This is a genomic window from Desulfovibrio gilichinskyi (assembly GCF_900177375.1).
Lineage (GTDB): Bacteria > Desulfobacterota > Desulfovibrionia > Desulfovibrionales > Desulfovibrionaceae > Maridesulfovibrio > Maridesulfovibrio gilichinskyi.
This window is the reverse complement of record NZ_FWZU01000001.1, coordinates 262055-287351: the sequence shown is the minus strand read 5'-3', so window position 1 is coordinate 287351 and position 25297 is coordinate 262055. Positions and strand designations below refer to the sequence as shown.

Below are 25297 nucleotides of genomic sequence, written 5' to 3'. Positions count from 1 at the left end.
TTGACCTCCTCTGCTAAGAATTGTTTAATCAACCCACTTTTTTTGATTATCAGTCATTTTATTACTTCCTCATAAGCCTTGCTGTTTTTAACTTTCCACATTGCAACCCGAACAATGAGCCACAATTTATACGTTGATAGATTTATGCTGTAGTTGCATGTAGCTCTGTGAGCTAAAACGCTACCCTTTAGCCTTTCTTGCTTCCTTCAATCTGGCTGAACGTTTCTTTTTCTCTGCGTCTGACAGATTGCGCCCACCTTTCCCGAATCTCAGATGATAAAGCGGGCAGTTTTTCAACTTACAAAGCTTAATATCATTTGAGCTGTTCAGTTCTCCGCAACTCAAACAATAGGCTCGTATGGTTTTGAGTGGCGACTTGTCGTACCCTTCTTTCGGTCTTGTTCCAGCTCTAAATTTCCACAAAATGCAGTCCTGTGAAGGGCAAGACTTGATTTCAATTGCTTGATCTCCGCAGCAATCCCGGCACTTAGCCCTGATAGCCTTGAGCGGAGTTAACGGTTTTTCCATCTTTTCATTTACTCCTTGACTGTTATATGCAATGTCTTTTGTAATAGGTTTAATGTTTGCCATTGAAATAGCCATTTCGTGAAAGGATGCCCCAATGCGAAACATTTCTTCCATTAAGTCTGAATCAGTTGGATTCTCCATAAAGGTTCATATCTCCAACATAAGCAGGGACATTTGACGGACCTGCGGAACCACCTGTTTTATTTTCCCATGATGCGTAGATGTTCTGCATTTTAGTCAAATCGTTGTTCTTACTCTTTTTCCTTAAAGAACCTAATGAAAGAACATTTTTTGACCAGAAGTCATCAGTTACAGCCCATCTAAGGGAATCCCTAATTTGATCTAACTTGAAACCATCAAGTCTGATCAGTTTATCAACTACATCTTGACCGCTGTTCAAAAGGCTTTCAGTTATTTTAGGGGCTTTAATCCCATGAATAGAAAGAACATGCTTTTGAAACTTAGATACAAATTCCTTTATTTCAGGAGATATTTTTGTTTCTTTTTGATTCCCTTCTCCATTATCTGGTTTATCAACTGAGTAATGAACTGTGTTATTAACTGGTATAGGTTGGTGATTTCCGACACTTCCATTGGTGGAATTTGAACAATGCATTGGTGAATTTTGAACAATGGAACTTTCATTTTTCACAAATCCATTTGCGGTTACCGCATACCACTTAGTCCTATCGTATTTAACCTGGTTATAATTACCTGAAAGTATTAACTTTGCCTCCTCAAGAACCTCCATAGCCTTCCGAACCTTATGCCGGGTTAAATATGGAAACAATTCTTGAAAAGCTACGCTGCTGTTGTAAGTCCACGCCACGCCATCATGCATATGCTTTTCATTGGCCTGATTTTTCATACACCAGAAGCATAGGAAGTGCAGAATCACAGCAGCTTCGAAGCCGTGTTCTTTGGCAACCTCGACATTAAAACTATGAATCATCTTTATTCCTCCAGCGCAGTAAACTCAGGCAAGAAGTTGAGCGGAACGGTTCCAACTGGCCCGGCTCTGTGTTTCCTTGTTATAATATCAGTTACCGACTTAACCCCCGTTTTATATGTTTTATCGTTTGCGTAATAACTACCATTGTAGAGCATAATCACAACGTCAGCGTCCTGTTCCAGACTTCCTGAATCTCGGAGGTCGGACAAAACAGGTCTTTTGTCTGTTCGCTCTTCAACCTTCCGGTTCAACTGAGAGAGTAGAATCACGGGAACGTTAAGCTCTCTAGCTAATGCTTTAAGCTGCCACGAGATATGACCTATTTGCTGCTCTCGTGAATCTCTTAAAGAAGTCGGCTTGACTAATCCTACATGGTCAACGGCTATAATTTTACAACCATGTTTTTTAACAGCAACTCTTGCCCTGACCTTAATTTCTTCAACCGTAATAATGACAGAATCATCAATTTTGATACCGGACTCGTTAACAGCTTCACAGCCTTTTCCGAATCTACTGAACTGATCCTCATTAAGCCGGGCATCACGCAAAGCCAAAGTGTTGATGTGCTGATCTAAACAAATCAACCTCCCTACGAGTTCCTTATCATCCATTTCAATACTGAATATCTGACAAGGAATCCGGCTCCGATACATGGAATTTAGCATAAATGCTGTTTTGCCCATCCCCGGACGACCAGCCAAGATATACAGTTTTTTAGGCATCCAACCACCAAGAAGGCGGTCAAGTTGCTGGTAACCAGTTGGATAACCAGCGGTTGCCGTTGGTCCTTCCATCCGGCTTGTAGTTTCGTTCCAAACTTGCTGAATGACTTCCCCAATAGACCTTGATTCGTTTGACGTATCAGCTATTGCAATTTCAGATAATGCGGCCGTAGCCTGTTCAATCATCTGAGCTGTTTCAATTCCCGACTTTGCCGCCCTGATCAACTGTTCACCCTGCGCTGCAACAACACGCCGTATTGCCGAATCCTTAACTTGTCTGGCATGGTGCAAGGCACTCTGTTTGCTAGTCATGCCACCTGACAATTCAGCAAGTATACATACGTCAAACTTAGTTCCGGCTGCGGCATGTATAGTCACTACATCTGTAGGCTGACTTTTTTCATGTAATGTTTTTATTATTTCAAAGACCGTTTTATAAATCCCTACCGAAAAGTCAGACGGTTGGACTATCTCAAGAACGTCTTCAACCTCGGTTGTTCTGTTCAGGATACCTTCAAGAACAGTTCTTTCAGACTCAGGAACGGAAAGCATTGGTTGTCCTGCGTATATGTTCGGCAAGTAGTAAAGCGTCTGCCCTGCCGTCATGTTTTTTCAATTTAAGTGGTGCACTCGGGAACATCTGCCGGGCAACAGTCAATGAGGGTTTATCGTTTGGCCCTTTCTTGACGATTGAATAACTTTTCATCCAAGATTGCGGGGTGACAGTTTCAAAGGCCAACATATGAGCCAATAAAAGCCCCTGATATATTCCGAAGTTTTCCCCGAACTTAAAAGTCGATGCAACGCCCTGCTTCGGCATAGAGTGAACACGCTCAAGTCCAACGCCTTTGATTTGATAATCCTGAGTCCATCCCAACAGCTTACTTGCCACGATTGGCCCGTCCTCCCAATCCTGAATATCAACGGTTCCGTCTGCAGCTATCAAAGCCATTGCGCCAGATTTGCCGGGATCAATCCCAATTACTGCTACTGTTTTCATCGTTTACCCTCCATCAAGGCTTCTTTTGCAATCATTCTTGTGCTTAAATTATCAACGCTTAAAAGCCTGTTAAGTGCGCTTTTATAAATATTTACTTCACATTTAGCTTCTCGCAGCTCTTCCTCAATTGCAGCCAATTCATTCACTTCTGAATATTCCATAAGGTTTCCTTGTAGCGGGGCCACCGAAGCAGCCCCGATAATGGTTACTGAACAGGATTTACGTCAGTATCATCAGTCGGCAACGGGATATTAAGTTCATCCCCTTCCATTTTCCGGCTTTTGTAAATTTCATCCGTATCAGTTCGGATAAATTCAACCATACCGTTGTCGTAGTTCATGCGTTTGATACATGTGACATTCTTCATCATCCACTTGTCACGGTAATGCTTAGCCGCCAGATTTAGATCAGCGTCACATTTATCAATCTGAGCTTTAAAGTCAGACATAACCGCTTTTTTCTGATCCTCCAGTTCAGCCTTAAGCGTGGACTGTTCAGACATAATCTGTGCTTTTTCTGCCAACTCTTCCGCAGTGAAAGAATATTGCAGGTTGTCGAGGTATTTGCTTTCCTTCACATTCAGTGCTTTTTCGCTCATATATTTTACCTTCCCTTTACTGTTTTAAGACTGCGCCATCTTCGATAATTACGCTGCACTCTGCGCCCTTACTGACTCTTTCAATCCAAACCTGTGCATCTGCTTCTTTAGCGGCCTGAACAACCATTGCAAGGCTCTTATCATCAAGCAAAGAACCGTCACGAATAAGCAGCACCTTAAGCTTGGGATTCATTGCAATCCCCATATGAAGAGATACAAGCAACCGTTCTGCAGAAGAGCAACTTGAGAATGGAACCCCATTGAATAAGATTCCAGTTGCATCAAATGACAATCCTTTTACCGGGAACTTAGCTGCAGCCATTGCGTCAGCCTTGGACTTGTCAGCATCCTTGATCACGTCAGACAGTCGCTGGCTTTCTTCGCGGAGTTTTTCAAGCTGTAATTCTGTTTCTTTATAGGAAGCATTAGCCCGAACCATTGCGTTCAGAGTGTCAGCCTGTGCGATCTTGTCACGATATGCTGCAGTGTCAGCAATATTTTCAATTTTAGTGACGTTGGCCTGAATAGCTTGCAGCTCATCAAGTTCTTGCTGTGCTTTTTCAATCTCAATTATCTTACGGCTGATTTCATCAGCTCTTACATCTATTTCGTTGTTGTGACGCTCTGCTTCTGCGTTGCTTGCTTCGGCTTCATTCAGTTGGCCCATAAGTTCAGCAACAGAGATTGTTTCAGTTGGGGCTTCCGGATAAAACGACATAGTATTTAACTTTGCCGCAAGGCTTTTCCCATCACGATTTATATCAGTACGGTTGTTGTATGCCTCCTGCCGTTTCTGATCTATTTCCGTGAAGTCCAGACCGACAAGACCTTTCAAAGTTTCAAGCTGGCAACCGGGTTTTTCATTTGCAAACGCCAAAGGGTCAAAAGTAAGCTTAGAGGAAAGAGCATCCAGTATAGATTGCGGACTTGAGAAAGCTGCGCCTTCTGCATTCTGCACTTTCACCTTTGAACTTCCGTCAGGTGAAATGGTACGAGTTACAACCAGCTCACCAAGATCACATTTAATAACCGCTTTCGGTTCGCCATTCCTTACCGGATTTTGTCCTTGAGCGGTCTTGCCACCAAGAGCCATAAAGATGCTGTCTAAAACGCTAGACTTGCCCTGTGCATTGTCACCGCCAATGATAACGCTATTATCTTTAGGAGTGATTGAAACAGCCGTTAGACGTTTGACGTTTGCAGTATCGAGTTGAATTATGTGCATATATTCTCCTTAAAATGCTGGCCCGTTATATTCTTCCTGCTGTCCTGCATCATCCTGCTTATCAAGAGCCTGAACATTACTGGTCTGAATTTTAGTAGTGTACCGATCCTGCCCGTTCTTATCCTGCCATTTTTCAGTTTGCAGCTTACCTTCAACCATTACCAAGCGGCCCTTGCCAAGATACTTACTTACAAATTCTGCAGTACCACGCCATGCAACTACATTATGCCATTCAGTTTTTTCGACTTTCTGACCGCTATCCTTGTCTTTATATCCTTCGTCAGTAGCAACAGAGAAATTGGCTACAGCTTGACCGGAAGGAGTATATTTTATTTCAGGGTCTTGCCCGATTCGACCAATGATAATTACCTTGTTCATGCTTCCAGCCATTAAAAAGTACCTTCCATTTTTCTATACATTTCTCTCGCACTCTCAACATCATCACCACAATAACTGGCAATTTCACTGAGTTTACCTTGCTGCCAGAGTCCGAAAACTTTTGAGCCATCCATGCCCTCAGTTTTCCTTTTAACGCCCAAGAACTCGGCTATTTCGTCCGCAGTACCTTTTGCCTGATAGTCTGCCCCGTTCCATACTTCCCGAATGTCAACTATGCTGTCGCAATAACGTTTACGGGAAATTTGAGCGGCTAAGTCTTTCATACCGAACTTGACGGCACGATGATAAAGCCAGTTCATATCAAACGGTTTGATGTTAAAGCCGACCCATCTGATTTCATCCTGAAACTTGTTTTGCTCCTGAACCTTCGCCCACATAGTTTTGAGCAAATCTTCTTCATTTTCCCAACAAAGAGATTCAACAGGATTGTCACCAACTGCGAACCCGGTGCAAATGATACGGCCCTTCAGAGATATAAGGCTCTGCTTTTTCCAAAGCTCATCAAGTGCAGATTCTTTGTTTTCAGCAAGCCACGCTTTGATGGTTTCGGCCTTTTTCATCTGACCGGGTGCTTTTACTTCCGAGGCTTTAGGTTTTCCAGCTCCGGGAATAGTTTCAATGTCTATAAATAGTTCAATCATTATTAATTTTCTCCGAATGCTCTAATAAAGGTTAATGCCGCTTGTTCCGTTAGTTGCTTGGACGACTCAATGACTGCATGTTTCGGGAACATTGTTTTGAGCCAACCGTTCAACCTGTGGAGCTTTTCAGCACGGTCTTTAATTTTAAAGAGATTAGTACAAATGATGTTTACACCTTTGACCTGTTCCGCATTAGCCAACTGTTCAGAGCCTTGCTCTTTTGCGTCAAACTCCTTCTTGATCTTATCAACGGGGTTTGACTGTTGTTTAGATTCTGATGCGGACTTGTTAGAGTTGGATTTATCGCCTTCCGGCAAAGCCCATCCCGGCAAATCTGGCGGAGTCCATCTAAAAGCAGGGGTTCCCTTTTTGGAGTTGGCCCCTTGGTAGTTCTTGCCGTCTGCACTGATCTTGGCGAAATCCTCGCTTAAACCGTACAAATAGCGACCAATGCCCCACTGAACCCCTGCTCTTTTCATTGCCCCAGATAAGCCGCCCTTTACAGCTTCAACCTGTGTGTTTTCTGCTCCGTCCCATTTTGTGACCCATTCATCACCGACCTTGATAGATATGCCGCAAAGGATTCCCCCATCTGGAGCCGTGTGATATTCATTGCGCCAATTCTCAGGACCACAAACAGAATCAAGCCTGTCCATAATTGCCCGGTTAGTGACGTAAGCAAGAACCTTAGCCCAAGGATTGCCATTGCCAGCCTTGCCAACGCTTTGAACTCTCCACTCAATATCAGCCGCAGCAAATGGAGTTTTTAGTTTTGATAAATCCATCATGCCGCCCTTTCGCCCACTTCTGCCCACTGTTCATAAATTCCTGAAACGGGGTGTTTGAAGTTTTTTACTTTGTTCATACTTCCTGTTCCCTCCCAAAAAAATTGTTCTTGACACTTACCAACACTTTGATGTTGGTAATAAGTGACAGGTCCAAATAGTTTGGCGACCCTCTGGACCTGTCGATACCAATTTGTACAAAGTCGAATTCAGCCACTTCCCCGGTAGGGGTTTATGGTTTGGATCGATTTCGTGTTTCAAAGGCTAGATTGATTTGGACTAGCTGTCAATTCTAAAAATAGATTTAATTGGACTAGGAGAAAGACATCATGAAAGACGAAGAATTATTCCCATCAACAGACAGAGCAACAAACTTTGAAAGATGCCTCGTTACAATTATAGCCGAAGCAATAAACTCCAAAAATTTGAAACACGTTTTAGTAGCAGATCAGGCTTTCCCAGAGCGAAAAGGAGCTGGACCGGGCTGGAGAAGAGTTAGAAACGGAGCAAAAGAAGAAGCCCCAAGAAAAATGCCAGTGCGTGATATGTTCGCTATGGCAGAAGTCTTGGGGCTAAACTTTATCCAGCTTTGTGCGGAAGCTGAATTTAAAATAAAAAACGGTTGGCATTACACAAAAGATGACACTTCATTAAAGCACTAAGTCTCTATACTTTCAGCAGCTTCTCTTATTCCCTGTAGTACCATTCCCAGCAATTCTGCAAGTTCTTCTGGGTGCTTTGCTGTGGGCAAAATAGTACATATATCCTCTCCCGCTGCTGCTAAGGTTGCAATTACATCTGCCTGGTCTGCGCCATTAATATCTACCTGCAAGACTTTACTCCCGACATCTAAAAGTTAATAAAAACAAAACACCCCAACCAACACCTTAAAGTCGTTATTTTAAATAGATACAGTAGCAAAAGTCTTGAAGTGGCGAATCAAGACCCCAAAAAAATATCACCGTGTATATTAAAAGTAAACACAAATTATTAAAAAAATTACCTCTTCATTAGTATATATTCACATCTTCATCTTTCGTTAAAATCAACCACAAAAAACCATTTTTAACGTTGACAGCTAGTCCAAATCAATCTAGCATTTTTACAACGAGTCAGGGAAAAGCAGACCGAACAACCCCGGATACAATTTCCGAAAAGTAGGAAAGCCCCCATAAGACAAGTTACCCCGCAGTCGGCAGGGAGGTTTAGTACTCCAGCTTTCAATAATGGGACGGAACGCCACTCATAGAGAGGAACCCCCAAGAAAGTAACGGATGAACAACCTAGAACGAGGACATACGCAGGGTTTTAAAAGATTTTATTATACTCTCTCACTCCTTATCTGACCGAAAGCCTTCGGCAGTGCTAGTTGAGCCTCGAAACGAGAGAGTTATAGCATGGGACCATTTGGCAAGGCTCAGAAAGGCCGTGGAGGGGCGCACGTAAACAGCCCCTTAACGCAAACGTCATTAAAACAAAATTGGAGCCGCAATGCCGTACTTACTTATCGGAAAGGGTCACAAAGATATCACTTTATCAGAAGAAGAAGCAGCTTACCTTCTCAGGTCAAATGATATGAACAGCTCGAAACTTACAGCAATGCGGGAATTTGGAGAAAACGCACACCTCCACTCTGGCGCAGTCATGAAGTGGGGTAAAAATGTCGCTTGAGCTTAGAAGATTTAGAGATACTAAGTTTTCTGTGGACTCAAAGGGAAGACTTAAGAACACCGAAACAGGAAACTATATCCAACCTGCACGTGCAGGGAGGCATTTAGTTTACAACCAGCTTGGAGGGCTTGGGGTAAAAACTCTTATGTCTGAGGTTTGGAAAAATCATTTCTTTACCGCAAATAAAGCATGGCTTGCTGAAACGGTTCAGTTTGTAGCTGTCAAAGAAGTAGAGAAAAAAAAAGCTTTGAAGGAATCTATTGAGAAACGGAAACATAGTCTGGAATGGGTGATCATTGAAAAATGCCCCACTTATGAAATGTCTGAACGTGGGACCATTAGGAGAATTGGCGAACCTGCCACCGAAAGAGGTCCGCAGATCAACCAAAAGGGATATGCCTATTTCCACGTTAAAGCTAACAGGAAACGGATATTTATAGCTCAAAGCAAAGCATACTTAAAAGCGTTCGGGAAAGACTTACCGGGTACTGTTCAGATCGGTTACATAAACCCTAACGAGTTTAATTTTAAATGTCCCTATGAACGGGGAATAATAGAAACAGGCTATGGAAACGGTAAACCTGACGCACAGTTCAGCCCTTTAGATTGGTATCATCAGGAATTGCCAGAAGCCGTGATGATACAACAGGAGAAATAATGTCAGCAAAGCCTTGTGAAACCACATAGAACTACCGCCTAACAGCTTTAGCTATTGTTTGTTAGACATTGGCAAGGGACACGCTTATAATGTGTTTACGAGCGTGTTCTTTGACAACTGAGAGAGAAAATACCATGCCAGTGAAACGGAGAGGAAAATGGTACGGGAGAAAGTCCGTAAATGGGATGAGGAAGGAAAAGCAGTTCCCGACAAAGAAGGATGCCCTAGCTTGGGAACTTATGATGCAGAGCGCATTATCAACACAAAAAGAAGATGGCATTGTGCTGAGTGTGTTTTTGGGGAATTACCTGACTTCATGCGAGACTAGGGGCCAAAGTGAGAAACACGTAAAGGAAAAGGAAAGAGCCTATACAACCTTTATGAAAAACACGAAAACGGGCCTTACTCCAGTCACAGATATAACTTATGATTTAGTTGAAAGAGCTTTGAACCACATAGCTAAAACAGTATCACCGCATCGTGCTAATGTTCATAGAAAGTTACTTGTAGCGGCTTGGAATTGGGGCATTAAAGCTCACGATTTACCGCCCAAGAATCCCTTTTCAGTGGATAGCTACAAAGTTGATAAGACTGAAAAGTATATTCCACCGATAGATGATTTTTGGACACTTGTTGATTCTGTGAAGCCGCACGAACAAAGATTGCTTTTAACTTTCCTTTATACAGGAAGCAGAAGAAACGAAATTCTGTCTCTTAAGTGGAAAGATGTGGATTTCAATAAAAATATAGTTTGGCTTGAAACGAGAAAAAGACGTGGCGGCGGTGTTCATCGTGATGCCGTGCCGATGGTTGACGCATTGAAAGAAGCCTTGCAGGAACAAAGATTAGAAACAGGCTTACAGGGCTTTGTTTTTATCAACCCCTCAACTTCTCAGCCATATAGTCCATTTACCAAATTAATGAACGGGTGGTGTTCAGAGGCCCAAATAAAGCCTTTTAACTTCCATGCTATCCGGCACTTGTCAGCATCGATACTCGCTGATAAAGGCTACTCATTACCTGATATTCAAAAACTTCTACGACATAAAGCAGTCACGACAACAGCGCACTATTTGCACTCATTAGGAATGACAAGTCTTGATTTAGAAGGAGCTTTTGACAGGCCAGTAAAAAAACAAAAGGTGAGTGAAATGGTGAACAGAACAGAAAAAAGGGTGAACGAGATAGCCTGTGATTAGACTATTCTATCTCGTAACACCCTTATTTTATTCTGGTAGGCCACGAAGGACTTGAACCTTCAACCAACGGATTAAGAGTCCGGTGCTCTACCAATTGAGCCAGTGACCCGTGCGTGAAAAGTGGTTTAGAGTGGATCGCGTTACTTGTCAACAATATTTTTATATTTTTCATTAAAAAAGGTCAATTAATGAGTTTAAAGACATATTTAGCAATATTTATCAGTATATTATTCCTGACAGCCGCTGCCTTCCCCAATCAGGCTTACAGTGCTCAAAATCAAAATCAGAACCTCAGCACTAAGTGGAAACTGTATAAACTAAGCCCTGAAGACCAAGCGAAAACAGGACTTCAAACGGATATTTTAGCCGCCCTTATTCTTGAAACCAAGAACGGCTGGTACACATACTCTCATAACCCCGGGAAAATGGGGCAACCTACGACATTAAAGGTAACTCTGCTCCCGCGTAAAACAATGCTTTTACCTATTTACCTTGCCGGGAAGCTGAAAGACGACCCTTTCAATCCGGGTAGTAAAATAGAAGTCTACCCTTCCCCTACTCCCATACTTATACCAATTCCTTCCGGGTTGAAATCTTTCACCCTGCAGGCAAAGCTCTCTCTACTCATGTGCTCAAAAACTGCGTGCATGCCGTTCAAGACTGACTTAAGCTTCCTCGGCATGGGAGTTCTTCCTGAAAAGCTTTCTCCTGCCAGTTCACAGGAATGGTGGCCCCATTTTTTAGAAGCTTCTCAAAAAGCTGATAAGAGCAAAATTTCTCTTAAAAATATTTCTGCACAAATAAATAAAACTGAACAGATCTTAAAAACTGAAATCAAGCCGGTCCCTGCCGCTGCTGACAATAACACTGCAACGGAATCAGAACTGATCCCCGTTCCGCCTAAAGCGAAAACAACCGCTGCATTTTCACTTGAATCTTTAAAACCGCAATCTTTTACCCCCGGCCTTGAAGTTTCAAACCTTACGACAGCTGTTCTTTTCGGGATTCTGGCAGGATTACTGCTGAATTTTATGCCGTGCGTCCTTCCGGTTATCAGCTTGAAACTTTCCGCCCTGCTGGCAGGATCTCAGCACGAAGAGGAGAAAGAACGCAGAAGACGCTTTAGAGAACACAATCTGTTTTTTGCCATCGGTATAATACTTTACTTCGGAGTCCTGAGCGGGATTTTAGGATTTACAGGACTGGCATGGGGACAGATTTTTCAAAAGCCGCCAGTTGTCATCATACTGACCGGAATAGTCTTTGCGCTGAGTTTAAGTTTATTCGGAATTTACAATCTGCCGATAGTGGACCTTAAAATAAGTACCGCAAGTTCAGGACCGCGCAGACAGGCTTTGTTCACAGGCGTGCTTGCAACTCTTCTGGCAACACCTTGCAGCGGTCCGTTTTTAGGCGGGGTTCTCGGATGGGCCATGATTCAGCCTCCTTATGTAATCGGCAGTGTGTTTATAAGTGTCGGGGCGGGGATGGCTCTACCGTATATTGCAATGGCAATATTTCCGGGTCTCGTAAAAAAATTCCCGAAGCCCGGAGCATGGACTCTCTGGGTTGAACGCGCCGCAGGTTTTTTCCTTGCAGCAACGTGCATATATCTGATCAGCATTCTGCCTGAAAATATGCTCATACCCACACTTATTTTCTTATGGTTCACAGGAGTTGCGGCGTGGATGTGGGGACTTTCCTCCGGCTGTAACACCAAATCAAGTATGATAATTTTAAGAACTGCAGCACTTGCCATCTGTATTGCCGCCGGATTCTGGGCCAAGACTCCGCCTGTACATACTGCCCAGTGGATAAGTTTTAAGCAGGATGACTTTGCGGAGAGAATCGGCAAAGAAGCCATGCTTGTAGAATTCACGGCAGACTGGTGCCCATCCTGCAAAATTCTTGAGCAAACAGTTCTCACATCAGGCAACCTTAATCGCTGGCAGGAAAAATATAATCTCAGTTATATAAAAGTGGATCTCACCGCTCCTGACAAAACTGCTGACGCTTTTCTACGTGCTATGGGTAGCAGATCAATCCCGCTTGCTGCCATTTTTAAAAAAGGCAGTAACAGTACGGCTCCGACAGTTATTCGGGACCTATACACTACAGGTCAATTGGATGAAGCTTTAAGAGAAGCACTTAGCGGAGATTAAACTTATTTTTTTAACATGAATCGATTTTATTATTGCTCTCTGCCCCTTTACGGGAGGGACTGTGTCAGTTAAATACATTGGCTGAGCAAACAGGCTTATAATTTCAGAATGATAATAATTAAGGATCAATATGCTTAACTTTCAATTTTTCATCCCTACCAGACTTATTTTCGGCCCCGGCAAACTTGCGGAACTGGGTACTACTCCTAATCTTCCTAAAGGGAATAAGGCTCTCATCGTAATCGGTGAATCCGGCGCAATGATAACCAACGGCTACCTTGATAAAGTTCAGGCCGCACTCGGCAGGCAAAATATTGCGACAATAGTTTTTGATAATATTTCTCCAAATCCGAAGTCAGATCAGATTGACGAAGCAGCTAAATTCGCCCGCGAAAAAAATATCGATTTTATTGTTGCACTCGGCGGCGGCTCCACAATCGACGCAGCAAAAGCAATTGCCCTGCTGACCGCTAACGTCGGTAAATGCTGGGACTTCATTCAAGCCGGATCAGGCGGAGGAATTACTGCTGAAAATCCTTCCATCCCGCTGATTGCTATCCCGACCACAGCAGGAACAGGAACAGAAGCCGATCCTTGGGCGGTTATCAGCAAAAGCGGCGGCACTGAAAAAATCAGTCTCGGCAACGATTCAACTTTCCCGTACATGTCAATTGTCGACCCCGAATTGATGCTCAGCGTACCGCCGCGCACTACGGCATATACCGGAATTGATGCATTCTTCCACGCTGTCGAAACTTTTGTTTCAACAGAGCATCAGCCGATGAGTGATATGCTGGCCCTTGAGTCAGTTCATCTCATCACAAATTATCTGCCGATGGCGATTGAGCAGGGAGACAACATTGAAGCACGCACTGTTATGGCATGGGCCAGCACCGCGGCCGGTATGTGTGAAACTCTTTCCCGCTGTATCTCCCAGCATTCTCTGGAACACGCTTTAAGCGCAATGTATCCTGATCTTCCGCATGGACTGGGGCTTGCTAAACTTTCACTTCCATACTTTAAACGCCTTGTGCCCGGCAGCCCTGACCGCTTTGAAGATCTTGCTATGGCAATGGGGTACGACACTTCAGAATTTGATGAGAATCAGCGTGCATCAGTGTTTCTGGAAGGATTACGCGTCCTGCTCGACCGTACCGGTCTAGCTGAGGAATCACTTAAAACCTACGGCGCAAAAGAAGAAGATGTTCCTAAACTCGTTGAAATTGCAATGACCACAATGGGCAAACTTTTCGCATTCACTCCGACAGAAATGGATCAAGACGACCTTGAATGTATTATGTCTGAAGCTATTGCAGGGTAATAAATCTATTTCTGAATAATTCACCGATTCCGCTTGGCAAAAGGTGTTTATTTCGCATAGTCTTGAAGTTGTTTAAAGTAACCGAAACTATAGTGCAGTATGCCCGTCAAAAATAAAAAAATTATTCAGTGCCCGTTTTGCAACAGCAACCGTCTCTATCTTAGACGCGGATTGGTTTCTGATGCATTTATTTCGCTGCTGACATCAGTAAGATCATTTACATGCGGTTCGTGCAGTAGAAGTTTTCGAAAATATAACAACTATTTTACCAGCAAACAGGCTCTTGTTCACATTCTGATAATACTTGCAATAGTTGCCATTGCTAATCCTGACCTGATCAACCCTAAAAATTGGTTGATGCAGGAACAGGTGGCAGCAGTGCAGGAAACACCTGCAACAGGTCAGCTGAGCTCTGAAGCAGATCCTGAAGAATTACTCGTGAACAATGAAACCATCGCAATTGCCACGGCTGTAAACGGAACAAGTGAACTTAATGCCACTTCGACCTACCAGCCGGAAATAATAGACAATGCTACGGAAATTGAAGTTGTAAACGGAACAGCAAACGGAACGGCCGGCGCGAGTCAAGAAAACGCGACAGTTACGGAAGTAGGTTTCAATGCAACAGAAATAAATGTAGCGGCAGTAAAAAATCCTGTCAAAACAGGCCTTCAGGGTGGAAGGCTTAATTCCATATACTTTAAGAACATAGATAAGAAAACGAGGATAAACCTTGATATGGGAGGCTCGCCGCTTTCTTATACATCCTTTTTCCTGCGTAATCCTGACAGGCTTGTAGTAGATGTTATAGGTAAATGGGAATACTTCGGACCAACAACGTTGAGACCTGAAAATCCTATTTTTTCCAGGTTCAGAATCGGAATTTATGAAAACAAATTACGCATGGTTATGGACCTGAAGGGGAACACTCCTGCTCCTACAATTTCTAAGACTGACACAGGTCTGAATATTGATGTAAAGTAGCTGATAAAGTTGAAACACGATTTAATGAAAAATCCCCTGAAACGGACATAAACGTCTGTTTCAGGGGATTTTATTTGAATAGTAAAACTTAAGTTCACAAATCAATCTATAAAAATCATATCGAAATTATTTCCGGTGATGGATTTTGCGCCGTCCTTTGTAATTTCAAAAGTATTTTCCACTCCGACCATTCCGACACCGGGGATTCCAAGTTTAGGCTCCAGCGCGAAGACCATTCCTTCTTCAATAGGCACATCAAACCCTTTAGCTATTGGTGGATATCCATCAATAGTCAGTCCAATTCCATGTCCTAAAAAAGGCACTTTACTCTCACCAAGCCCCATGAACCCTTCGAGATATCCGCTCTTTTCAGCTTCGCTCATGACCAATGCGTAAATATCACTAGGCAGTGCGCCGGGTTTTAAATTCTCTGCGGCCAAATCCTGCATATCTTTACAAAATGACTGCGCGTTCATAACCTCGGATGGAACTGAGTCTTTTGAACCGGACCAGTAAACTTGTGTTTTATCGGTATGGTATCCTTCCATGACAAACCCTACGTCAGTGGAAAGCAAACTTCCTTTTTCCCACTTTTTTGTGGAGCTGCCCATAAAAGGAGATGCCGGATGCTCACCGCGCATCCCTAAAGGGCCATTAAATGAGTTCGGATATACACCTGATTCTCCGGCGGAAACCACCCCCAAAAATACTTCTTCCCCGAAAGCCTGCATCCGCATATGGCCTTGATGACCGAGCTCAAAAAAGATGTTCCAGATAAAGTGCGCTATTTCAAGTTCTGTCATTCCGGGCAGTAAAACTTCCGGCACAATATCAACAAGAGCCATGTTGTGAAGCTCTCCGGCCTTGCGCATTATTGCAAGTTCCCATTCAGATTTCAGCGAGCGTGAAAAAGCAAGAACTTCATCGCAAGGAACAAATTTAGTCTCGTATATTCTGGAAGTAAGCATCTCGCCGAGCTGCCATGTAAGTCCGGCAGTTTCAGCACCGATAACTCTCGATAAAGGCTGACATGCATTTTTTGCAAGTGGAGCAAGATCTTTAAAGGATTTGAATGCACATATATTTTTAATTGAACTTTCAATATGCGCCCTTTCAACAGACCTGCGAACGAAAAGAACAGGTTCACCTTCAATTGGCAGCCAAAGAACTCCGTTAACAATTGTTCCTGATAAATAAAAAATCTGTAATTTAGAAAATGCTAATAATCCGCCAGCTTCAGGAGCTGTTTGAGCTAAAAATTTTCTTGCCTTAGCCCAGCGCAATTCAAGTTCTTCTCTAGGAACGGCTATATTTTTTACAATATTGCTCACGTCTTTAGATCTCCTTATCAGGATTAAGTTAATTCTGAATTACTTATAAAATATATACTTTTTTAAGCTGAATGAGTAACCTGAATAAAATGTTAATCATATTTTAAGTTACCGTAAAAGTGCTCTTTGCAAGGCAGACCTCTTTACTGTAGCATGCACGAGCTTATCCTTCATAAGGAGAAAAGTTATATGTTGTTACTTGATGAAAAAAAGTTAGCCTCGCTTCTAAGTGAGGTCAAGGTCATAGCCGTGATCGGGGCAGTAGATAAACCTGGCAGACCTGTTGATATGGTTGGCCGCTACTTGATTGAATCCGGATATACAGTTATTCCCGTTCATCCTAAAAGACAGGATGTCTGGGGTTTAAAAACCTATAAATCCATTCTTGATATTCCGGAAAGAATTGATCTGGTAGACGTTTTCAGGGCACCGGACTTCTGCCCGGAACATGCTGAAGAATGTTTAAAACTAAATACGCTTCCAAAAGTTTTCTGGATGCAGCAAGGCATACACAGCCCGGCCGCACGGGAACTATTAAGCGCGAAAGATATTACTGTGATTGAAGACAGATGCATAATGGTTGACCATAAAAGGCTTGTAGGCAAGAAATTATGATTGAAGCGTTTGATTGCAAAAGATGCGGCCACTGCTGTCAGGGCGAAGGCGGTATCATCATGACCCCAAAAGACCGCTCAAGACTGGCTGATCACCTTGGTCTGTCAGAAGAAGAAATGGTTTTAAAATACAGCGAAACCGTAAACGGTAAAATCCGTCTGAAAAGCAAAGAAGACGGGTATTGCATTTTTTTTGCTGAAGGTTGCGGAATTCACCCCGGCAGACCGGATATTTGCAGAGCATGGCCTTTTTTCAGAGGAAATCTGATTGACAAAACAAGCTGGGAAATGATTCAGGATTACTGTCCGGGTGTTAATAAAGATGCAGGACATGAACAATTTGTTATTCAAGGCAAAGAATACATTCGCGCCGAAGGGTTACGCCAGCACGACCCTGAAGTAGCACCAAACGCACTTATTACTGAAGACGATTAATCATATGAATTTTCTGGAAGCACGGAGAATATTAGGAATTGATTCAGATGCAAAAATTGCAGACGTAAAAAAAGCGTTTCGCAAACTGGCATTTACAATGCATCCTGACCTTAATCCAAGCCCTGATGCGGCGCAAAAATTTCGAGAAGTTAACGAAGCTTACGTTTTTCTTAGAAACGAAATGCGCGGAGACTCCGAAAAGCCGTCTTCTGCCGGAAGAGCTTCACGCAACGAACAAAAGTCAACTTTCACATCCAGAGCTGATCAGAAAACAGCTTCACCCGGTGCAGGAGCAAAGGCTTACCAGCAACAGCAGCGAACCGCACGTGCTGATGCTCAAAACAATAACCGTTCAACTTCCGCCCAAAGAAGCAGATCTTTTTATCAGAAAGAAGAAGATGTTCTCAAAGACATCCTCAATGACCCGTTTGCGAAACAGGTTTTCGAGGATATTTACCGCCAGATAGGCAAAGACAAACCGTTTAGACATGGACCGGGCACAGCTAAAGAACGTAAGCTGAACATGAACTGGGGTGACAAATCTGTATCAGTTGATGTTTCGCGCGGTATTTTAGGCGGAATCAAGTCGTGGGTACGCGGACAAATGGATGATGAACAAACAGTTTTCTTTCCCGCATCAACTCTTATCCCCGGCCGAAGTATCCGTATAACCATTCAGCAGGGTTTCCGGAAGACACCGAAAACTCTTGAAATAACACTGCCGCGAGATTTCATCATCGGCAGGCCCATCCGTCTGAAAGGCCAAGGCAGGCAACTCGGCCCTGTTAAGGGTGACCTTTATTTACGTATTCTTGCAAAATAAAACTCACGTAAAATCAAACTTACAGCTTAACACCCCTTCTCCGTTTAAAATAAATATATTCTATTCATCTTTTCTCTTGTTTTCCTCCGTTTTTTTTACTAGCCCCTTATAAAGAGAAGGACCAAATCCTTACTTTATGATGTTTTCGCAATCAGCTATTTTGACTGTGATTTTTTAGCGGACCAATAGATACATAAAAAAATGGGAGTCCAACTCATGCTGGCCATTCTTGACTACAAGGCTGGAAATCAAACCAGTGTTCAGCGCGCTCTGAACAAATTAGGCATTCCAAACGTAATTACTTCCGATCCGGACGTTCTCTCCAATGCTACCGGAATAATCTTTCCGGGAGTCGGAGCAGCCGGTCAGGCGATGGACGAACTTACCTCCGGCGGCCTAGATGAACGTTTGAAAGATTTAGTTGCGCAGAACAAGCCGCTCCTCGGCATCTGCGTTGGATGTCAGATTCTGCTGGACTACAGCGAAGAAAACGACACCAAAGCTCTTTCAGTAATCCCCGGAGAATGCAGACTCTTCAACCCTTCATGGGTGGATTACGAAGGAATTCCCATCCGTGTACCGCATATGGGCTGGAACCAGATTGAACTGAAGCAGGATTGCATTCTTTTTAAGGATATCGACCCTGATGCATATTTTTACTTTGTTCACAGCTATTATCCGGCTCCTGAAGAAAAATTTATTATCGGCGAAACAACTTACGGACGCCCTTTCTGTTCCCTGCACGGACGCGAAGGATTATGGGCTGTGCAGTTCCATCCTGAAAAAAGCGGAACACCCGGCCTGAAACTTCTTTCCAATTTCTACGAATACTGCAAGGAGGCTTCCGATGCTTAGCAAAAGAGTCATACCCTGTCTGGACGTGCGCAACGGAATCCTTACCAAGGGCGTTAAGTTCAAAGATAATGTTGATATCGGCGATCCAGTTGCAACAGCTAAAATGTATTATGAGCAGGGAGCTGACGAAATCGTATTTTACGACATCACCGCTTCTTCTGAAGGACGCGGAATATTCCTTGATGTTGTAGAACGCGTTGCCTCTGAAATATTCATTCCCTTCTCTGTCGGCGGCGGAATTAACTCTGTCGAAGATATGCGAGCAGTACTTTTGGCCGGAGCAGAAAAAGTATCAGTTAACTCCGGCGCTGTAAAAAACCCCGACATTATCAGTCAGGGCGCAGCCGCTTTCGGATCACAATGCATCGTTTTGGGAATGGATGTTAAAAGAGTTCCTAAATCAGAACTTATTCCTTCAGGATTTGAAATCGTCATCAACGGCGGACGTAAATTCATGGGCATAGATGCTCTTGACTGGGCCAAGACCTGCGAAGCTCTCGGAGCCGGAGAAATCTGCCTGAACTCAATTGACGCGGATGGAACAAAAGACGGATACGATCTTGAACTTACCAAACTTATATCTGAAAGTGTAACGGTTCCAGTAATCGCATCAGGCGGCGCAGGACACCCCCAGCATATGGTCGACGCCGTGACTGAAGGCCGCGCATCAGCTGCCCTGATCGCTTCCATCGTCCATTACGGTGAGTACACTCTGCCTCAGCTGAAAGAATACATGGCCTCAAAAGGTGTTAAGACTCGCAGCACTTGGTAGCAGTTTATAAAATTTGATAATAAAAATGCCCCCTGCCAAACGACTTAGTTTGATAGGGGGCATAATTTTTGAGAAATATAAAATCAATTTATACACCGTTTATGAAGGCATTATTTTTTAAGCATTTCCTTCACCATTTTCAAATAAGGCTCAATTCCGCATGGAATTTCTTCGGGCCATTCAAACGGAACATCATCCCTTTCTGCTACAGCCGTTACGATCATATCTTTAATTTTGATAAAATCTGACGGATCATCAAAAACTCTATCAGGCGGTAAAAAATAACTGCTGCCGTTGTCACGAGAGCTTAAAACAGGAAGTCCGCAGGCAAGAGCTTCAAGGACAGAATTTGAGCAGGCATCATAATATGAAGGAAGAACAAAAATATCTGAACTTCCGTAGAATTTCGGCATATCAGTGATTTTACCTAAAAACCTGACACGCTTTGCAACTCCGAGAGTTTCGGCAAGCGTCTGATACTTTGCAGGATTACGCCCGCCCGCCACGTGCAGATAATAATTTTCAGGTAACTGCGCCAATGCTTTAATCAAACTGGATACGCCTTTAAGCGCAAAATTTGTGGTGGCAGTTGATATTACAATCTCTTTATCAGTCAAAGAAAATTCAGCTCTGCTCTCTGCTCTAGCCTTCTTGCTCGGTCTGGAGAAAAGCGAAAGGTCAGGCTTGTTGTAAACAACCTCTATTTCACGCTCCATAAGGTCTGGGTGCGATTGGATCATCCAATCCTTAACTCTATGCGAAACACAGACCATGCGACAACCTGAGCCAATCTGACGCTTTTCAATATATTTAATAAGCAGGTTTACAAGAGCAGTGCGTCTGCGAAACATTTTAAATGAACGGGCAAGTCCTGACGGCCATGCGCGACGTGAAAGCTTCCAGAAAGATTCAAGAGGACCGCCGCCTATGCGAAGAATATCCTGATTAAGTGATTTGCCAAGGCTAATGCAAAGATCATAGTTTCCTTTTTTACGAGCCACTTCAGCCGCTACAACAAACCACAACAACTTTCCTGCGCGGCATAAACCGTAACGTCCGACATTAATAACCTGTACACTCTGCGGAGGATTTTCCTCAGCTCTGGAACAAATAAAATCAACACTGTACCCTTGCTCAGCCAGAGCCTTACTGAGATTATATCCAAAACGTTCTACTCCGCCATAGCGGCTGAAGCGCGGAAGCATGATCGCAATTTTATTCATTTTTAATTTTTAACCTTATAGAATATCAGAAAAAAAATTTAATTTATCAACATCATGCTTGGTCAGCAATACAATTGCACCCTTGCGGGCTGTCATTTAAATTGATACCTGCCAATTGAAGAAATTATCGCGACTACTGTACCGCGCGCGAATGTTAGTCGGAAACTGCCGACTTGCCAAGAGGAACAGTAAATCAGGAGAAATACGTGATTTTTATAACACAGCCTTGGGATATGAAACTATTAGTTATCGTCAACCAGATAATGAGAAAAAACTGGCTTGATATTGTAATGCCGCTGATTTCATCCGCCGCTCTTTTATGGGTGATAATTATTGCAGCTACGGCTTACGGTTTTCAAAAAAAAGGACCAAAATTTCTGGTTATAATGCTGGTTATTATCAGCTCCATGGGAATAGCCGATTTTTCAACAGGAATAATTAAAAGCACAATAGGTAGAGTTCGTCCTGTTAATTCTGTTCCGCTCACATATTTTCGGGAAGATGGAAAGTGGCAACGCAGACCGCTTGATTTTAAACCGCTGAAAGAAAAAGGTAATTCCTACCCTTCAGCTCACGCCGCCAATTCGATGGCTTTTGCGCTGATGTGCATGTTCTTTTTCCGCAAGCTGAGGCCCTGGATGATTTTTCTGCCGCTGGCTGTAGGCTACTCCCGGCTGTATTTAGGAAAACACTTTCCGACTGACGTGCTGGCTGGATGGGTTGTTGGAACATGTGTCGCAATTTCAGTCTGGCTAGTCTGGAAATATCTTATTAAAAATAAAATCCCTGACAAACTGCGACCCTAAATTTTACAACAAACTACAACAGCACTACAAAAATAAACCCCGCCAGCAATTGACGGGGTTTATTTTTTTTATTCAAAATCAATCTCTACTCAACCACAGCTTCAGCCTGATTGCGATATTTCCTGTAAATTTTAAATCCTAATAAAGTTGAAGCAATAAATAAAATTACAGCCACAGCCATTTGCGAAGTTGAAGAAACGTTCACTCCGCTTCCGAAAAGGGCAAAAACAATATTTTGCGGCAGATATCCTACTGCCGAACCGAGAATAAACGGCATAGCCGGAATGCTGGTAACTCCGGCAAGAAGGCTGGATATAAGGTTGCTTCCAAGCGGAAAAAACCGAATAGTCAACGCCATATTAAACGGACTTCTACTCAAAAAATTATCAACTTTTTGAATACGGGCACCGAATTTATTTTGAATAAACGAACGTCCGACCAGCCGTGCATAGGTAAAGGCAAGCGCACAGCCGATACCGGTCCCGATAGAACCGAGCAAAGACCCCAGTGCGACGCCATAGGCATAACCGCCCATGAAGCAAATTATCTGCCGTGGAAATCCGATAGCGGAAAAAAACGATGCAAGCCCGACATAGGTTAATACGCCGATTATTCCGCGCGAACGCACATGTGCGTCTATCCACTTTGTATCAAGAGCATCGCCAAGTCCCGCGTATCTTATCAGATAAACAGATAATGCCAGCACTCCGAGCATCACAAGCCCTTTAACAAGGGCTTTGATACTTACTTTTGAATCACTTCGGGAAGATGTCATGAATTTTCTTTTTCGCTGCTGCGCTCTTTAACAGAGTAAGAGAAATGGCGACTCTGCAACCAGCGCACGCCTAAAAGATCATATCCTCCGGCAATGGCCCGATCCAAAGTTCCATACTTGGACTCACCTAAATGACGCGAACGATGATTCACTTTAATCTCGGCAACACCTGCTCCCTGCATCTTCATTAGAGTAGGCAGAAAACGGTGCATTCCGTTAAAACGGGGAATATTGCGGACCATATCGGTACGCATTATTTTAAGAGAACAACCGGTATCTTTAACCGATTCGTGGGTTAATTTGTTTCTTATTGCATTGGCAATCTTGGAGCCGATCCGTTTAATCCACACATCCTTACGCTTTCTGCGCCATCCTATAACCATGTCATACCCCTCATCATAAAGGGAGAGCATAGCTGGAAGATCTGCGGGATCATTTTGAAGATCTGCATCCATAGTGGCGACTCTAGGTGCAAGGGCTTCATCGAAACCTGCACAAAAAGCAGCTGACTGACCTCTGTTCTCTGCAAATGAAATGTATCTGGCTTTAGGATAAGTAGTACAGATTTCATTCAAAACAGAGAGACTTGCGTCTTTACTGCCGTCATCCACAAACACAACTTCATATTGGATATTAACAGGCTCGAGGGCCGAGTCAATTTCCTGCATTAGTTTTCGTAAATTATCCTGCTCATTATAAACAGGGATTACGAGGGAGAGGTCATAGTTTTTTATCATAACGAAAGAGGAGATAAGAAAATTTAATAATTTTGTAAATAGCTGTTGACAATGAAGGGGTCGAACTGTAGACATGCTTTCAGTGACGCGGGGTGGAGCAGCTTGGTAGCTCGTCGGGCTCATAACCCGAAGGTCGTTGGTTCAAATCCGGCCCCCGCAACCACTAAATTTTGATGAACCTCTCTTCTGACGGGTTCTTTTTTTTCGGGGTTATGTCCATCCATGAAATGGACGTTATTATTTAAGGCCCTGATAATATTTGAAATATTTTTGCAAAAATCATTTTTTTGGTTGACAGCAAATACCAGAATGTGTAGAAACATTCTCAGTGACGCGGGGTGGAGCAGCTTGGTAGCTCGTCGGGCTCATAACCCGAAGGTCGTTGGTTCAAATCCGGCCCCCGCAACCACATCGCTCTAAATAAAAGGCTTAATCGAAAGATTAAGCCTTTTTTGTTATCCTGCAATATTCCTTCAAACAATCTTATTGTCTTAAAACATTGCTCAAAGCTTCTACTACTTCTTCATTTTCATGACTGTCGCAATTCTAGATCTAACCGGAATATTGCTGGAATTCAGTCCCGGAACCTGACCATGCAAATCGAACTCAAGCTTTACACCAGGCCTGAAAATAAGAGTATGGGTGGAACCTCCGAAATGAAACATTCCTAACTGGTCGCCCTTATTAACGTGCTGTCCTTCGTAAACGGTTATTTCATTTGATGAAACTTCCGCCATACCGATAAACATTATTCCCATCAAACCGATGTCCGGATTATCAGCTTGTATTAGAATCAATCCTCTTGCTGCGACTTGCGTGATATATCCCTGTGAATTATTAGGACCGGACGGATCAAACCCCATACTTTGAGCCTCGGCGTAATATGAACCGTCTATAATTTTAGTTTTCACAATAGTTCCGCTCACCGGACTGTGCCAGCGATGATAGCTGAGAGCACTTAAGAAAGCCTGATAAACTGTTCCTCCTTCAAAAACTTTAGCCAACTCTTCATCATCTAACATATGCGCAAGTGAATAAGGCTGCGCTTTAATCCAGAACTTATCCCGCAGCTTCACATTTTGAGCCAGCCTAAACGGTGCAGATTCACAGGCATTGCTAATGACGGAATCATCTTCAGGAGAAGCTACAGGACGACGACCTTCACGGAAAACACGGGTAAAAAAATCGTCCCATGAAGTAAATCCGTAATATTTTTTCTTCGGATAGCAGACAAAATCCTTTGCAAAAGTCGGCATTGCTTCTTTTGCGTCATGTCCGAACCAGCCGTGTTTCGGATCATCACTCAAAACATAACGGGAGTCCGGTGAATCTAGATAAACGGCCCACTGAGTTAAAATTTTCTTAAGCTGCCTGTTCACCTTTTCATTTAAAAAAGCACTGACTCCGGCAGGAGTACCCATAGGCCAATCTAAAATAGCATTAATAGGAAACCCTACCAGCCCTGTTTTATTGAATTCAGGAGCACGTGTCATAAGGGTATTCATAAGTTGCAGCATATGCTTGTAATTTCTTACCTGCGGTTTACCTGTTGGATCTTTATCATAAGGCGGTTTGCGCGGAACCTGATTAAACATTTCCGTGAAAAGCATAAAAAGCTCAGGGTCACTCTCGATCAAGTCTTTAAATTCCTGAATAACCGGAAGCAAAGGAACATTACCGGACGCATCCGTCTCTTTAATCAGATCAGTGCGCCAATCATTTAAAACCTGCTGATCCGACGGCAGCCACTTCCCTACTTTATAAGGCGTGGTTTGCGTTGTTGCATCAGCAGATGCAGGCTGCTGTGCTGCAAGGAAGAAAAAAACAGCAATAAAAACCGCAAAAAATCCGACTTTTGACAAGTATTTTTTCATACGCACTCCTTTTTCAGTTAACCATCAATAACAGGGTAACCCCCTACTGTTAACACAATTTTGTTTTAACTTATTTTGATAAACTGGGAAACGAAAGATTTCTAGTTTGCATAGTAAATTACGTATTACAGATATAACCGTTCGCAATTTTACTTTTTATAGACGGATTCTGAATTTAATATTAAACTAATGAAGATTTGATTTTAG

At 43.1% G+C, this 25297-nt stretch carries 30 protein-coding genes and 3 tRNA genes; 16 read left to right on the top strand and 17 right to left on the bottom strand.

Going from position 1 to position 25297, the window contains the following annotated elements:
* Nucleotides 1-180: 180 nt before the first annotated feature.
* The 10 genes from B9N78_RS01290 to B9N78_RS01250 are packed head-to-tail and all read right to left on the bottom strand — an operon-like array spanning nucleotide 181 to nucleotide 6853.
* Entirely contained in the window at nucleotides 181-669 is a 489-nt protein-coding gene (locus B9N78_RS01290; protein WP_085097199.1) for a hypothetical protein, read from the bottom strand.
* A complete protein-coding gene (locus B9N78_RS01285; RefSeq protein ID WP_085097196.1) occupies nucleotides 653-1480 on the bottom strand; it encodes a hypothetical protein in 828 nt (275 codons plus the stop codon). Before B9N78_RS01285 ends, B9N78_RS01290 begins: the two co-directional genes overlap by 17 nt.
* A gap of 2 nt (nucleotides 1481-1482) precedes the next feature.
* Nucleotides 1483-2754 (bottom strand): replicative DNA helicase, encoded by a 1272-nt coding sequence (locus B9N78_RS01280; RefSeq protein ID WP_170921351.1) that lies wholly within the window; start codon nucleotides 2752-2754, stop codon nucleotides 1483-1485.
* Nucleotides 2738-3202 carry a RuvC family protein gene (locus tag B9N78_RS01275; RefSeq protein WP_085097190.1) on the bottom strand — a complete coding sequence of 155 codons (465 nt, stop codon included), beginning with the start codon at nucleotides 3200-3202 and terminating at the stop codon, nucleotides 2738-2740. The genes B9N78_RS01280 and B9N78_RS01275 overlap by 17 nt, the downstream gene beginning before the upstream one ends.
* Nucleotides 3199-3363, bottom strand: a complete 165-nt coding sequence (locus B9N78_RS18070; protein WP_170921350.1) for a hypothetical protein — start codon at nucleotides 3361-3363, stop codon at nucleotides 3199-3201. Before B9N78_RS18070 ends, B9N78_RS01275 begins: the two co-directional genes overlap by 4 nt.
* A 44-nt stretch (nucleotides 3364-3407) precedes the next feature.
* Nucleotides 3408-3800, bottom strand: coding sequence for a hypothetical protein (locus B9N78_RS01270; protein ID WP_085097187.1), 393 nt, complete (start codon nucleotides 3798-3800; stop codon nucleotides 3408-3410).
* A gap of 16 nt (nucleotides 3801-3816) precedes the next feature.
* Nucleotides 3817-5025 carry an AAA family ATPase gene (locus B9N78_RS01265; protein WP_085097184.1) on the bottom strand — a complete coding sequence of 403 codons (1209 nt, stop codon included), beginning with the start codon at nucleotides 5023-5025 and terminating at the stop codon, nucleotides 3817-3819.
* Between the two features lie 9 nt (nucleotides 5026-5034).
* Nucleotides 5035-5415: a single-stranded DNA-binding protein gene (locus B9N78_RS01260; protein ID WP_085097182.1), complete on the bottom strand. Its 381-nt coding sequence runs from the start codon at nucleotides 5413-5415 to the stop codon at nucleotides 5035-5037.
* Nucleotides 5415-6065 (bottom strand): ribonuclease H-like domain-containing protein, encoded by a 651-nt coding sequence (locus tag B9N78_RS01255; protein WP_085097179.1) that lies wholly within the window; start codon nucleotides 6063-6065, stop codon nucleotides 5415-5417. The genes B9N78_RS01260 and B9N78_RS01255 overlap by 1 nt, the downstream gene beginning before the upstream one ends.
* A 2-nt stretch (nucleotides 6066-6067) precedes the next feature.
* Complete coding sequence (locus B9N78_RS01250) at nucleotides 6068-6853, bottom strand: Rad52/Rad22 family DNA repair protein (RefSeq protein ID WP_212637003.1); 786 nt, start codon at nucleotides 6851-6853, stop codon at nucleotides 6068-6070.
* A 326-nt stretch (nucleotides 6854-7179) separates the two neighbouring features.
* On the opposite strand from B9N78_RS01250, the gene B9N78_RS01245 reads away from it, so the two are divergent.
* Complete coding sequence (locus B9N78_RS01245) at nucleotides 7180-7512, top strand: hypothetical protein (RefSeq protein WP_085097173.1); 333 nt, start codon at nucleotides 7180-7182, stop codon at nucleotides 7510-7512.
* On the opposite strand, the gene B9N78_RS18065 is transcribed toward B9N78_RS01245, so the two are convergent.
* Complete coding sequence (locus B9N78_RS18065; protein WP_170921349.1) at nucleotides 7509-7682, bottom strand: hypothetical protein; 174 nt, start codon at nucleotides 7680-7682, stop codon at nucleotides 7509-7511. The genes B9N78_RS01245 and B9N78_RS18065 overlap by 4 nt on opposite strands.
* Nucleotides 7683-8341: 659 nt before the next feature.
* Here B9N78_RS18065 and B9N78_RS01240 point away from each other — a divergent pair.
* The 4 genes from B9N78_RS01240 to B9N78_RS01230 all read left to right on the top strand — a co-directional run bounded on the left by B9N78_RS01240 (nucleotide 8342) and on the right by B9N78_RS01230 (nucleotide 10378).
* On the top strand, nucleotides 8342-8521 hold the full coding sequence (locus B9N78_RS01240; protein ID WP_085097170.1) for a hypothetical protein: 180 nt from the start codon (nucleotides 8342-8344) through the stop codon (nucleotides 8519-8521).
* Nucleotides 8511-9179: a hypothetical protein gene (locus tag B9N78_RS01235; protein ID WP_085097167.1), complete on the top strand. Its 669-nt coding sequence runs from the start codon at nucleotides 8511-8513 to the stop codon at nucleotides 9177-9179. Before B9N78_RS01240 ends, B9N78_RS01235 begins: the two co-directional genes overlap by 11 nt.
* Before the next feature lie 157 nt (nucleotides 9180-9336).
* Entirely contained in the window at nucleotides 9337-9507 is a 171-nt protein-coding gene (locus B9N78_RS18060; RefSeq protein WP_170921348.1) for a hypothetical protein, read from the top strand.
* Nucleotides 9508-9559: 52 nt separating this feature from the next.
* Nucleotides 9560-10378, top strand: a complete 819-nt coding sequence (locus tag B9N78_RS01230) for a tyrosine-type recombinase/integrase (RefSeq protein ID WP_170921347.1) — start codon at nucleotides 9560-9562, stop codon at nucleotides 10376-10378.
* A gap of 33 nt (nucleotides 10379-10411) precedes the next feature.
* On the opposite strand, the gene B9N78_RS01225 is transcribed toward B9N78_RS01230, so the two are convergent.
* Nucleotides 10412-10487: transfer RNA gene (locus B9N78_RS01225), tRNA-Lys, on the bottom strand.
* 79 nt (nucleotides 10488-10566) lie between these two features.
* Here B9N78_RS01225 and B9N78_RS01220 point away from each other — a divergent pair.
* From B9N78_RS01220 to B9N78_RS01210, 3 genes are all read left to right on the top strand, one after another.
* Nucleotides 10567-12540: a protein-disulfide reductase DsbD family protein gene (locus B9N78_RS01220; RefSeq protein ID WP_085097161.1), complete on the top strand. Its 1974-nt coding sequence runs from the start codon at nucleotides 10567-10569 to the stop codon at nucleotides 12538-12540.
* 130 nt (nucleotides 12541-12670) lie between these two features.
* The gene (locus B9N78_RS01215) at nucleotides 12671-13861 is read left to right on the top strand and encodes an iron-containing alcohol dehydrogenase (protein ID WP_085097158.1); all 1191 of its coding nucleotides are present in this window, start codon (nucleotides 12671-12673) and stop codon (nucleotides 13859-13861) included.
* A gap of 99 nt (nucleotides 13862-13960) precedes the next feature.
* On the top strand, nucleotides 13961-14845 hold the full coding sequence (locus tag B9N78_RS01210) for an AMIN domain-containing protein (RefSeq protein WP_085097155.1): 885 nt from the start codon (nucleotides 13961-13963) through the stop codon (nucleotides 14843-14845).
* 101 nt (nucleotides 14846-14946) lie between these two features.
* Here the strand turns inward: B9N78_RS01210 and B9N78_RS01205 are convergent, their stop codons facing one another.
* On the bottom strand, nucleotides 14947-16176 hold the full coding sequence (locus B9N78_RS01205; RefSeq protein ID WP_085097152.1) for a M24 family metallopeptidase: 1230 nt from the start codon (nucleotides 16174-16176) through the stop codon (nucleotides 14947-14949).
* A gap of 189 nt (nucleotides 16177-16365) precedes the next feature.
* Here B9N78_RS01205 and B9N78_RS01200 point away from each other — a divergent pair, with 189 nt between their 5' ends.
* The 5 genes from B9N78_RS01200 to hisF all read left to right on the top strand — a co-directional run bounded on the left by B9N78_RS01200 (nucleotide 16366) and on the right by hisF (nucleotide 19675).
* Nucleotides 16366-16791: a CoA-binding protein gene (locus B9N78_RS01200; protein WP_085097149.1), complete on the top strand. Its 426-nt coding sequence runs from the start codon at nucleotides 16366-16368 to the stop codon at nucleotides 16789-16791.
* Entirely contained in the window at nucleotides 16788-17225 is a 438-nt protein-coding gene (locus B9N78_RS01195; RefSeq protein ID WP_085097147.1) for a YkgJ family cysteine cluster protein, read from the top strand. Before B9N78_RS01200 ends, B9N78_RS01195 begins: the two co-directional genes overlap by 4 nt.
* Nucleotides 17226-17229: 4 nt before the next feature.
* The gene (locus B9N78_RS01190) at nucleotides 17230-18048 is read left to right on the top strand and encodes a J domain-containing protein (RefSeq protein WP_085097144.1); all 819 of its coding nucleotides are present in this window, start codon (nucleotides 17230-17232) and stop codon (nucleotides 18046-18048) included.
* A gap of 216 nt (nucleotides 18049-18264) precedes the next feature.
* Nucleotides 18265-18903 carry an imidazole glycerol phosphate synthase subunit HisH gene (gene hisH, locus B9N78_RS01185; RefSeq protein ID WP_085097141.1) on the top strand — a complete coding sequence of 213 codons (639 nt, stop codon included), beginning with the start codon at nucleotides 18265-18267 and terminating at the stop codon, nucleotides 18901-18903.
* The gene (hisF, locus tag B9N78_RS01180) at nucleotides 18896-19675 is read left to right on the top strand and encodes an imidazole glycerol phosphate synthase subunit HisF (protein WP_085097138.1); all 780 of its coding nucleotides are present in this window, start codon (nucleotides 18896-18898) and stop codon (nucleotides 19673-19675) included. The genes hisH and hisF overlap by 8 nt, the downstream gene beginning before the upstream one ends.
* Nucleotides 19676-19785: 110 nt before the next feature.
* Here hisF and B9N78_RS01175 read toward each other — a convergent pair whose 3' ends face one another.
* Nucleotides 19786-20898 carry a glycosyltransferase family 4 protein gene (locus tag B9N78_RS01175; protein ID WP_085097135.1) on the bottom strand — a complete coding sequence of 371 codons (1113 nt, stop codon included), beginning with the start codon at nucleotides 20896-20898 and terminating at the stop codon, nucleotides 19786-19788.
* 206 nt (nucleotides 20899-21104) lie between these two features.
* On the opposite strand from B9N78_RS01175, the gene B9N78_RS01170 reads away from it, so the two are divergent.
* The gene (locus tag B9N78_RS01170) at nucleotides 21105-21704 is read left to right on the top strand and encodes a phosphatase PAP2 family protein (RefSeq protein WP_085097132.1); all 600 of its coding nucleotides are present in this window, start codon (nucleotides 21105-21107) and stop codon (nucleotides 21702-21704) included.
* Nucleotides 21705-21789: 85 nt separating this feature from the next.
* Here the strand turns inward: B9N78_RS01170 and B9N78_RS01165 are convergent, their stop codons facing one another.
* Together B9N78_RS01165 and B9N78_RS01160 are read right to left on the bottom strand one after the other, a co-directional pair.
* Nucleotides 21790-22479 carry a TVP38/TMEM64 family protein gene (locus B9N78_RS01165; RefSeq protein ID WP_085097130.1) on the bottom strand — a complete coding sequence of 230 codons (690 nt, stop codon included), beginning with the start codon at nucleotides 22477-22479 and terminating at the stop codon, nucleotides 21790-21792.
* Complete coding sequence (locus B9N78_RS01160) at nucleotides 22476-23216, bottom strand: glycosyltransferase family 2 protein (RefSeq protein ID WP_085099213.1); 741 nt, start codon at nucleotides 23214-23216, stop codon at nucleotides 22476-22478. The genes B9N78_RS01165 and B9N78_RS01160 overlap by 4 nt, the downstream gene beginning before the upstream one ends.
* 86 nt (nucleotides 23217-23302) lie before the next feature.
* On the opposite strand from B9N78_RS01160, the gene B9N78_RS01155 reads away from it, so the two are divergent.
* Nucleotides 23303-23379, top strand: a tRNA-Met gene (locus tag B9N78_RS01155).
* 169 nt (nucleotides 23380-23548) lie between these two features.
* A tRNA-Met gene (locus tag B9N78_RS01150) sits at nucleotides 23549-23625 on the top strand.
* Between the two features lie 106 nt (nucleotides 23626-23731).
* Here the strand turns inward: B9N78_RS01150 and B9N78_RS01145 are convergent.
* On the bottom strand, nucleotides 23732-25090 hold the full coding sequence (locus B9N78_RS01145; protein ID WP_085097127.1) for a phosphatidylserine decarboxylase family protein: 1359 nt from the start codon (nucleotides 25088-25090) through the stop codon (nucleotides 23732-23734).
* Nucleotides 25091-25297 lie beyond the last annotated feature (207 nt).

Excerpts from the sequence above, each read along its gene's own strand:
- B9N78_RS01290 (WP_085097199.1), bottom strand. The coding sequence starts at position 669 with ATGGAGAATCCAACTGATTCAGACTTAATGGAAGAAATGTTTCGCATT.
- B9N78_RS01285 (WP_085097196.1), bottom strand. The coding sequence starts at position 1,480 with ATGATTCATAGTTTTAATGTCGAGGTTGCCAAAGAACACGGCTTCGAA.
- B9N78_RS01280 (WP_170921351.1), bottom strand. The coding sequence starts at position 2,754 with ATGCTTTCCGTTCCTGAGTCTGAAAGAACTGTTCTTGAAGGTATCCTG.
- B9N78_RS01275 (WP_085097190.1), bottom strand. The coding sequence starts at position 3,202 with ATGAAAACAGTAGCAGTAATTGGGATTGATCCCGGCAAATCTGGCGCA.
- B9N78_RS18070 (WP_170921350.1), bottom strand. The coding sequence starts at position 3,363 with ATGGAATATTCAGAAGTGAATGAATTGGCTGCAATTGAGGAAGAGCTG.
- B9N78_RS01270 (WP_085097187.1), bottom strand. The coding sequence starts at position 3,800 with ATGAGCGAAAAAGCACTGAATGTGAAGGAAAGCAAATACCTCGACAAC.
- B9N78_RS01265 (WP_085097184.1), bottom strand. The coding sequence starts at position 5,025 with ATGCACATAATTCAACTCGATACTGCAAACGTCAAACGTCTAACGGCT.
- B9N78_RS01260 (WP_085097182.1), bottom strand. The coding sequence starts at position 5,415 with ATGGCTGGAAGCATGAACAAGGTAATTATCATTGGTCGAATCGGGCAA.
- B9N78_RS01255 (WP_085097179.1), bottom strand. The coding sequence starts at position 6,065 with ATGATTGAACTATTTATAGACATTGAAACTATTCCCGGAGCTGGAAAA.
- B9N78_RS01250 (WP_212637003.1), bottom strand. The coding sequence starts at position 6,853 with ATGATGGATTTATCAAAACTAAAAACTCCATTTGCTGCGGCTGATATT.
- B9N78_RS01245 (WP_085097173.1), top strand. The coding sequence starts at position 7,180 with ATGAAAGACGAAGAATTATTCCCATCAACAGACAGAGCAACAAACTTT.
- B9N78_RS01240 (WP_085097170.1), top strand. The coding sequence starts at position 8,342 with ATGCCGTACTTACTTATCGGAAAGGGTCACAAAGATATCACTTTATCA.
- B9N78_RS01235 (WP_085097167.1), top strand. The coding sequence starts at position 8,511 with ATGTCGCTTGAGCTTAGAAGATTTAGAGATACTAAGTTTTCTGTGGAC.
- B9N78_RS18060 (WP_170921348.1), top strand. The coding sequence starts at position 9,337 with ATGGTACGGGAGAAAGTCCGTAAATGGGATGAGGAAGGAAAAGCAGTT.
- B9N78_RS01230 (WP_170921347.1), top strand. The coding sequence starts at position 9,560 with ATGAAAAACACGAAAACGGGCCTTACTCCAGTCACAGATATAACTTAT.
- B9N78_RS01220 (WP_085097161.1), top strand. The coding sequence starts at position 10,567 with ATGAGTTTAAAGACATATTTAGCAATATTTATCAGTATATTATTCCTG.
- B9N78_RS01215 (WP_085097158.1), top strand. The coding sequence starts at position 12,671 with ATGCTTAACTTTCAATTTTTCATCCCTACCAGACTTATTTTCGGCCCC.
- B9N78_RS01210 (WP_085097155.1), top strand. The coding sequence starts at position 13,961 with ATGCCCGTCAAAAATAAAAAAATTATTCAGTGCCCGTTTTGCAACAGC.
- B9N78_RS01200 (WP_085097149.1), top strand. The coding sequence starts at position 16,366 with ATGTTGTTACTTGATGAAAAAAAGTTAGCCTCGCTTCTAAGTGAGGTC.
- B9N78_RS01195 (WP_085097147.1), top strand. The coding sequence starts at position 16,788 with ATGATTGAAGCGTTTGATTGCAAAAGATGCGGCCACTGCTGTCAGGGC.
- B9N78_RS01190 (WP_085097144.1), top strand. The coding sequence starts at position 17,230 with ATGAATTTTCTGGAAGCACGGAGAATATTAGGAATTGATTCAGATGCA.
- hisH (WP_085097141.1), top strand. The coding sequence starts at position 18,265 with ATGCTGGCCATTCTTGACTACAAGGCTGGAAATCAAACCAGTGTTCAG.
- hisF (WP_085097138.1), top strand. The coding sequence starts at position 18,896 with ATGCTTAGCAAAAGAGTCATACCCTGTCTGGACGTGCGCAACGGAATC.
- B9N78_RS01175 (WP_085097135.1), bottom strand. The coding sequence starts at position 20,898 with ATGAATAAAATTGCGATCATGCTTCCGCGCTTCAGCCGCTATGGCGGA.
- B9N78_RS01165 (WP_085097130.1), bottom strand. The coding sequence starts at position 22,479 with ATGACATCTTCCCGAAGTGATTCAAAAGTAAGTATCAAAGCCCTTGTT.
- B9N78_RS01160 (WP_085099213.1), bottom strand. The coding sequence starts at position 23,216 with ATGATAAAAAACTATGACCTCTCCCTCGTAATCCCTGTTTATAATGAG.
- B9N78_RS01145 (WP_085097127.1), bottom strand. The coding sequence starts at position 25,090 with ATGAAAAAATACTTGTCAAAAGTCGGATTTTTTGCGGTTTTTATTGCT.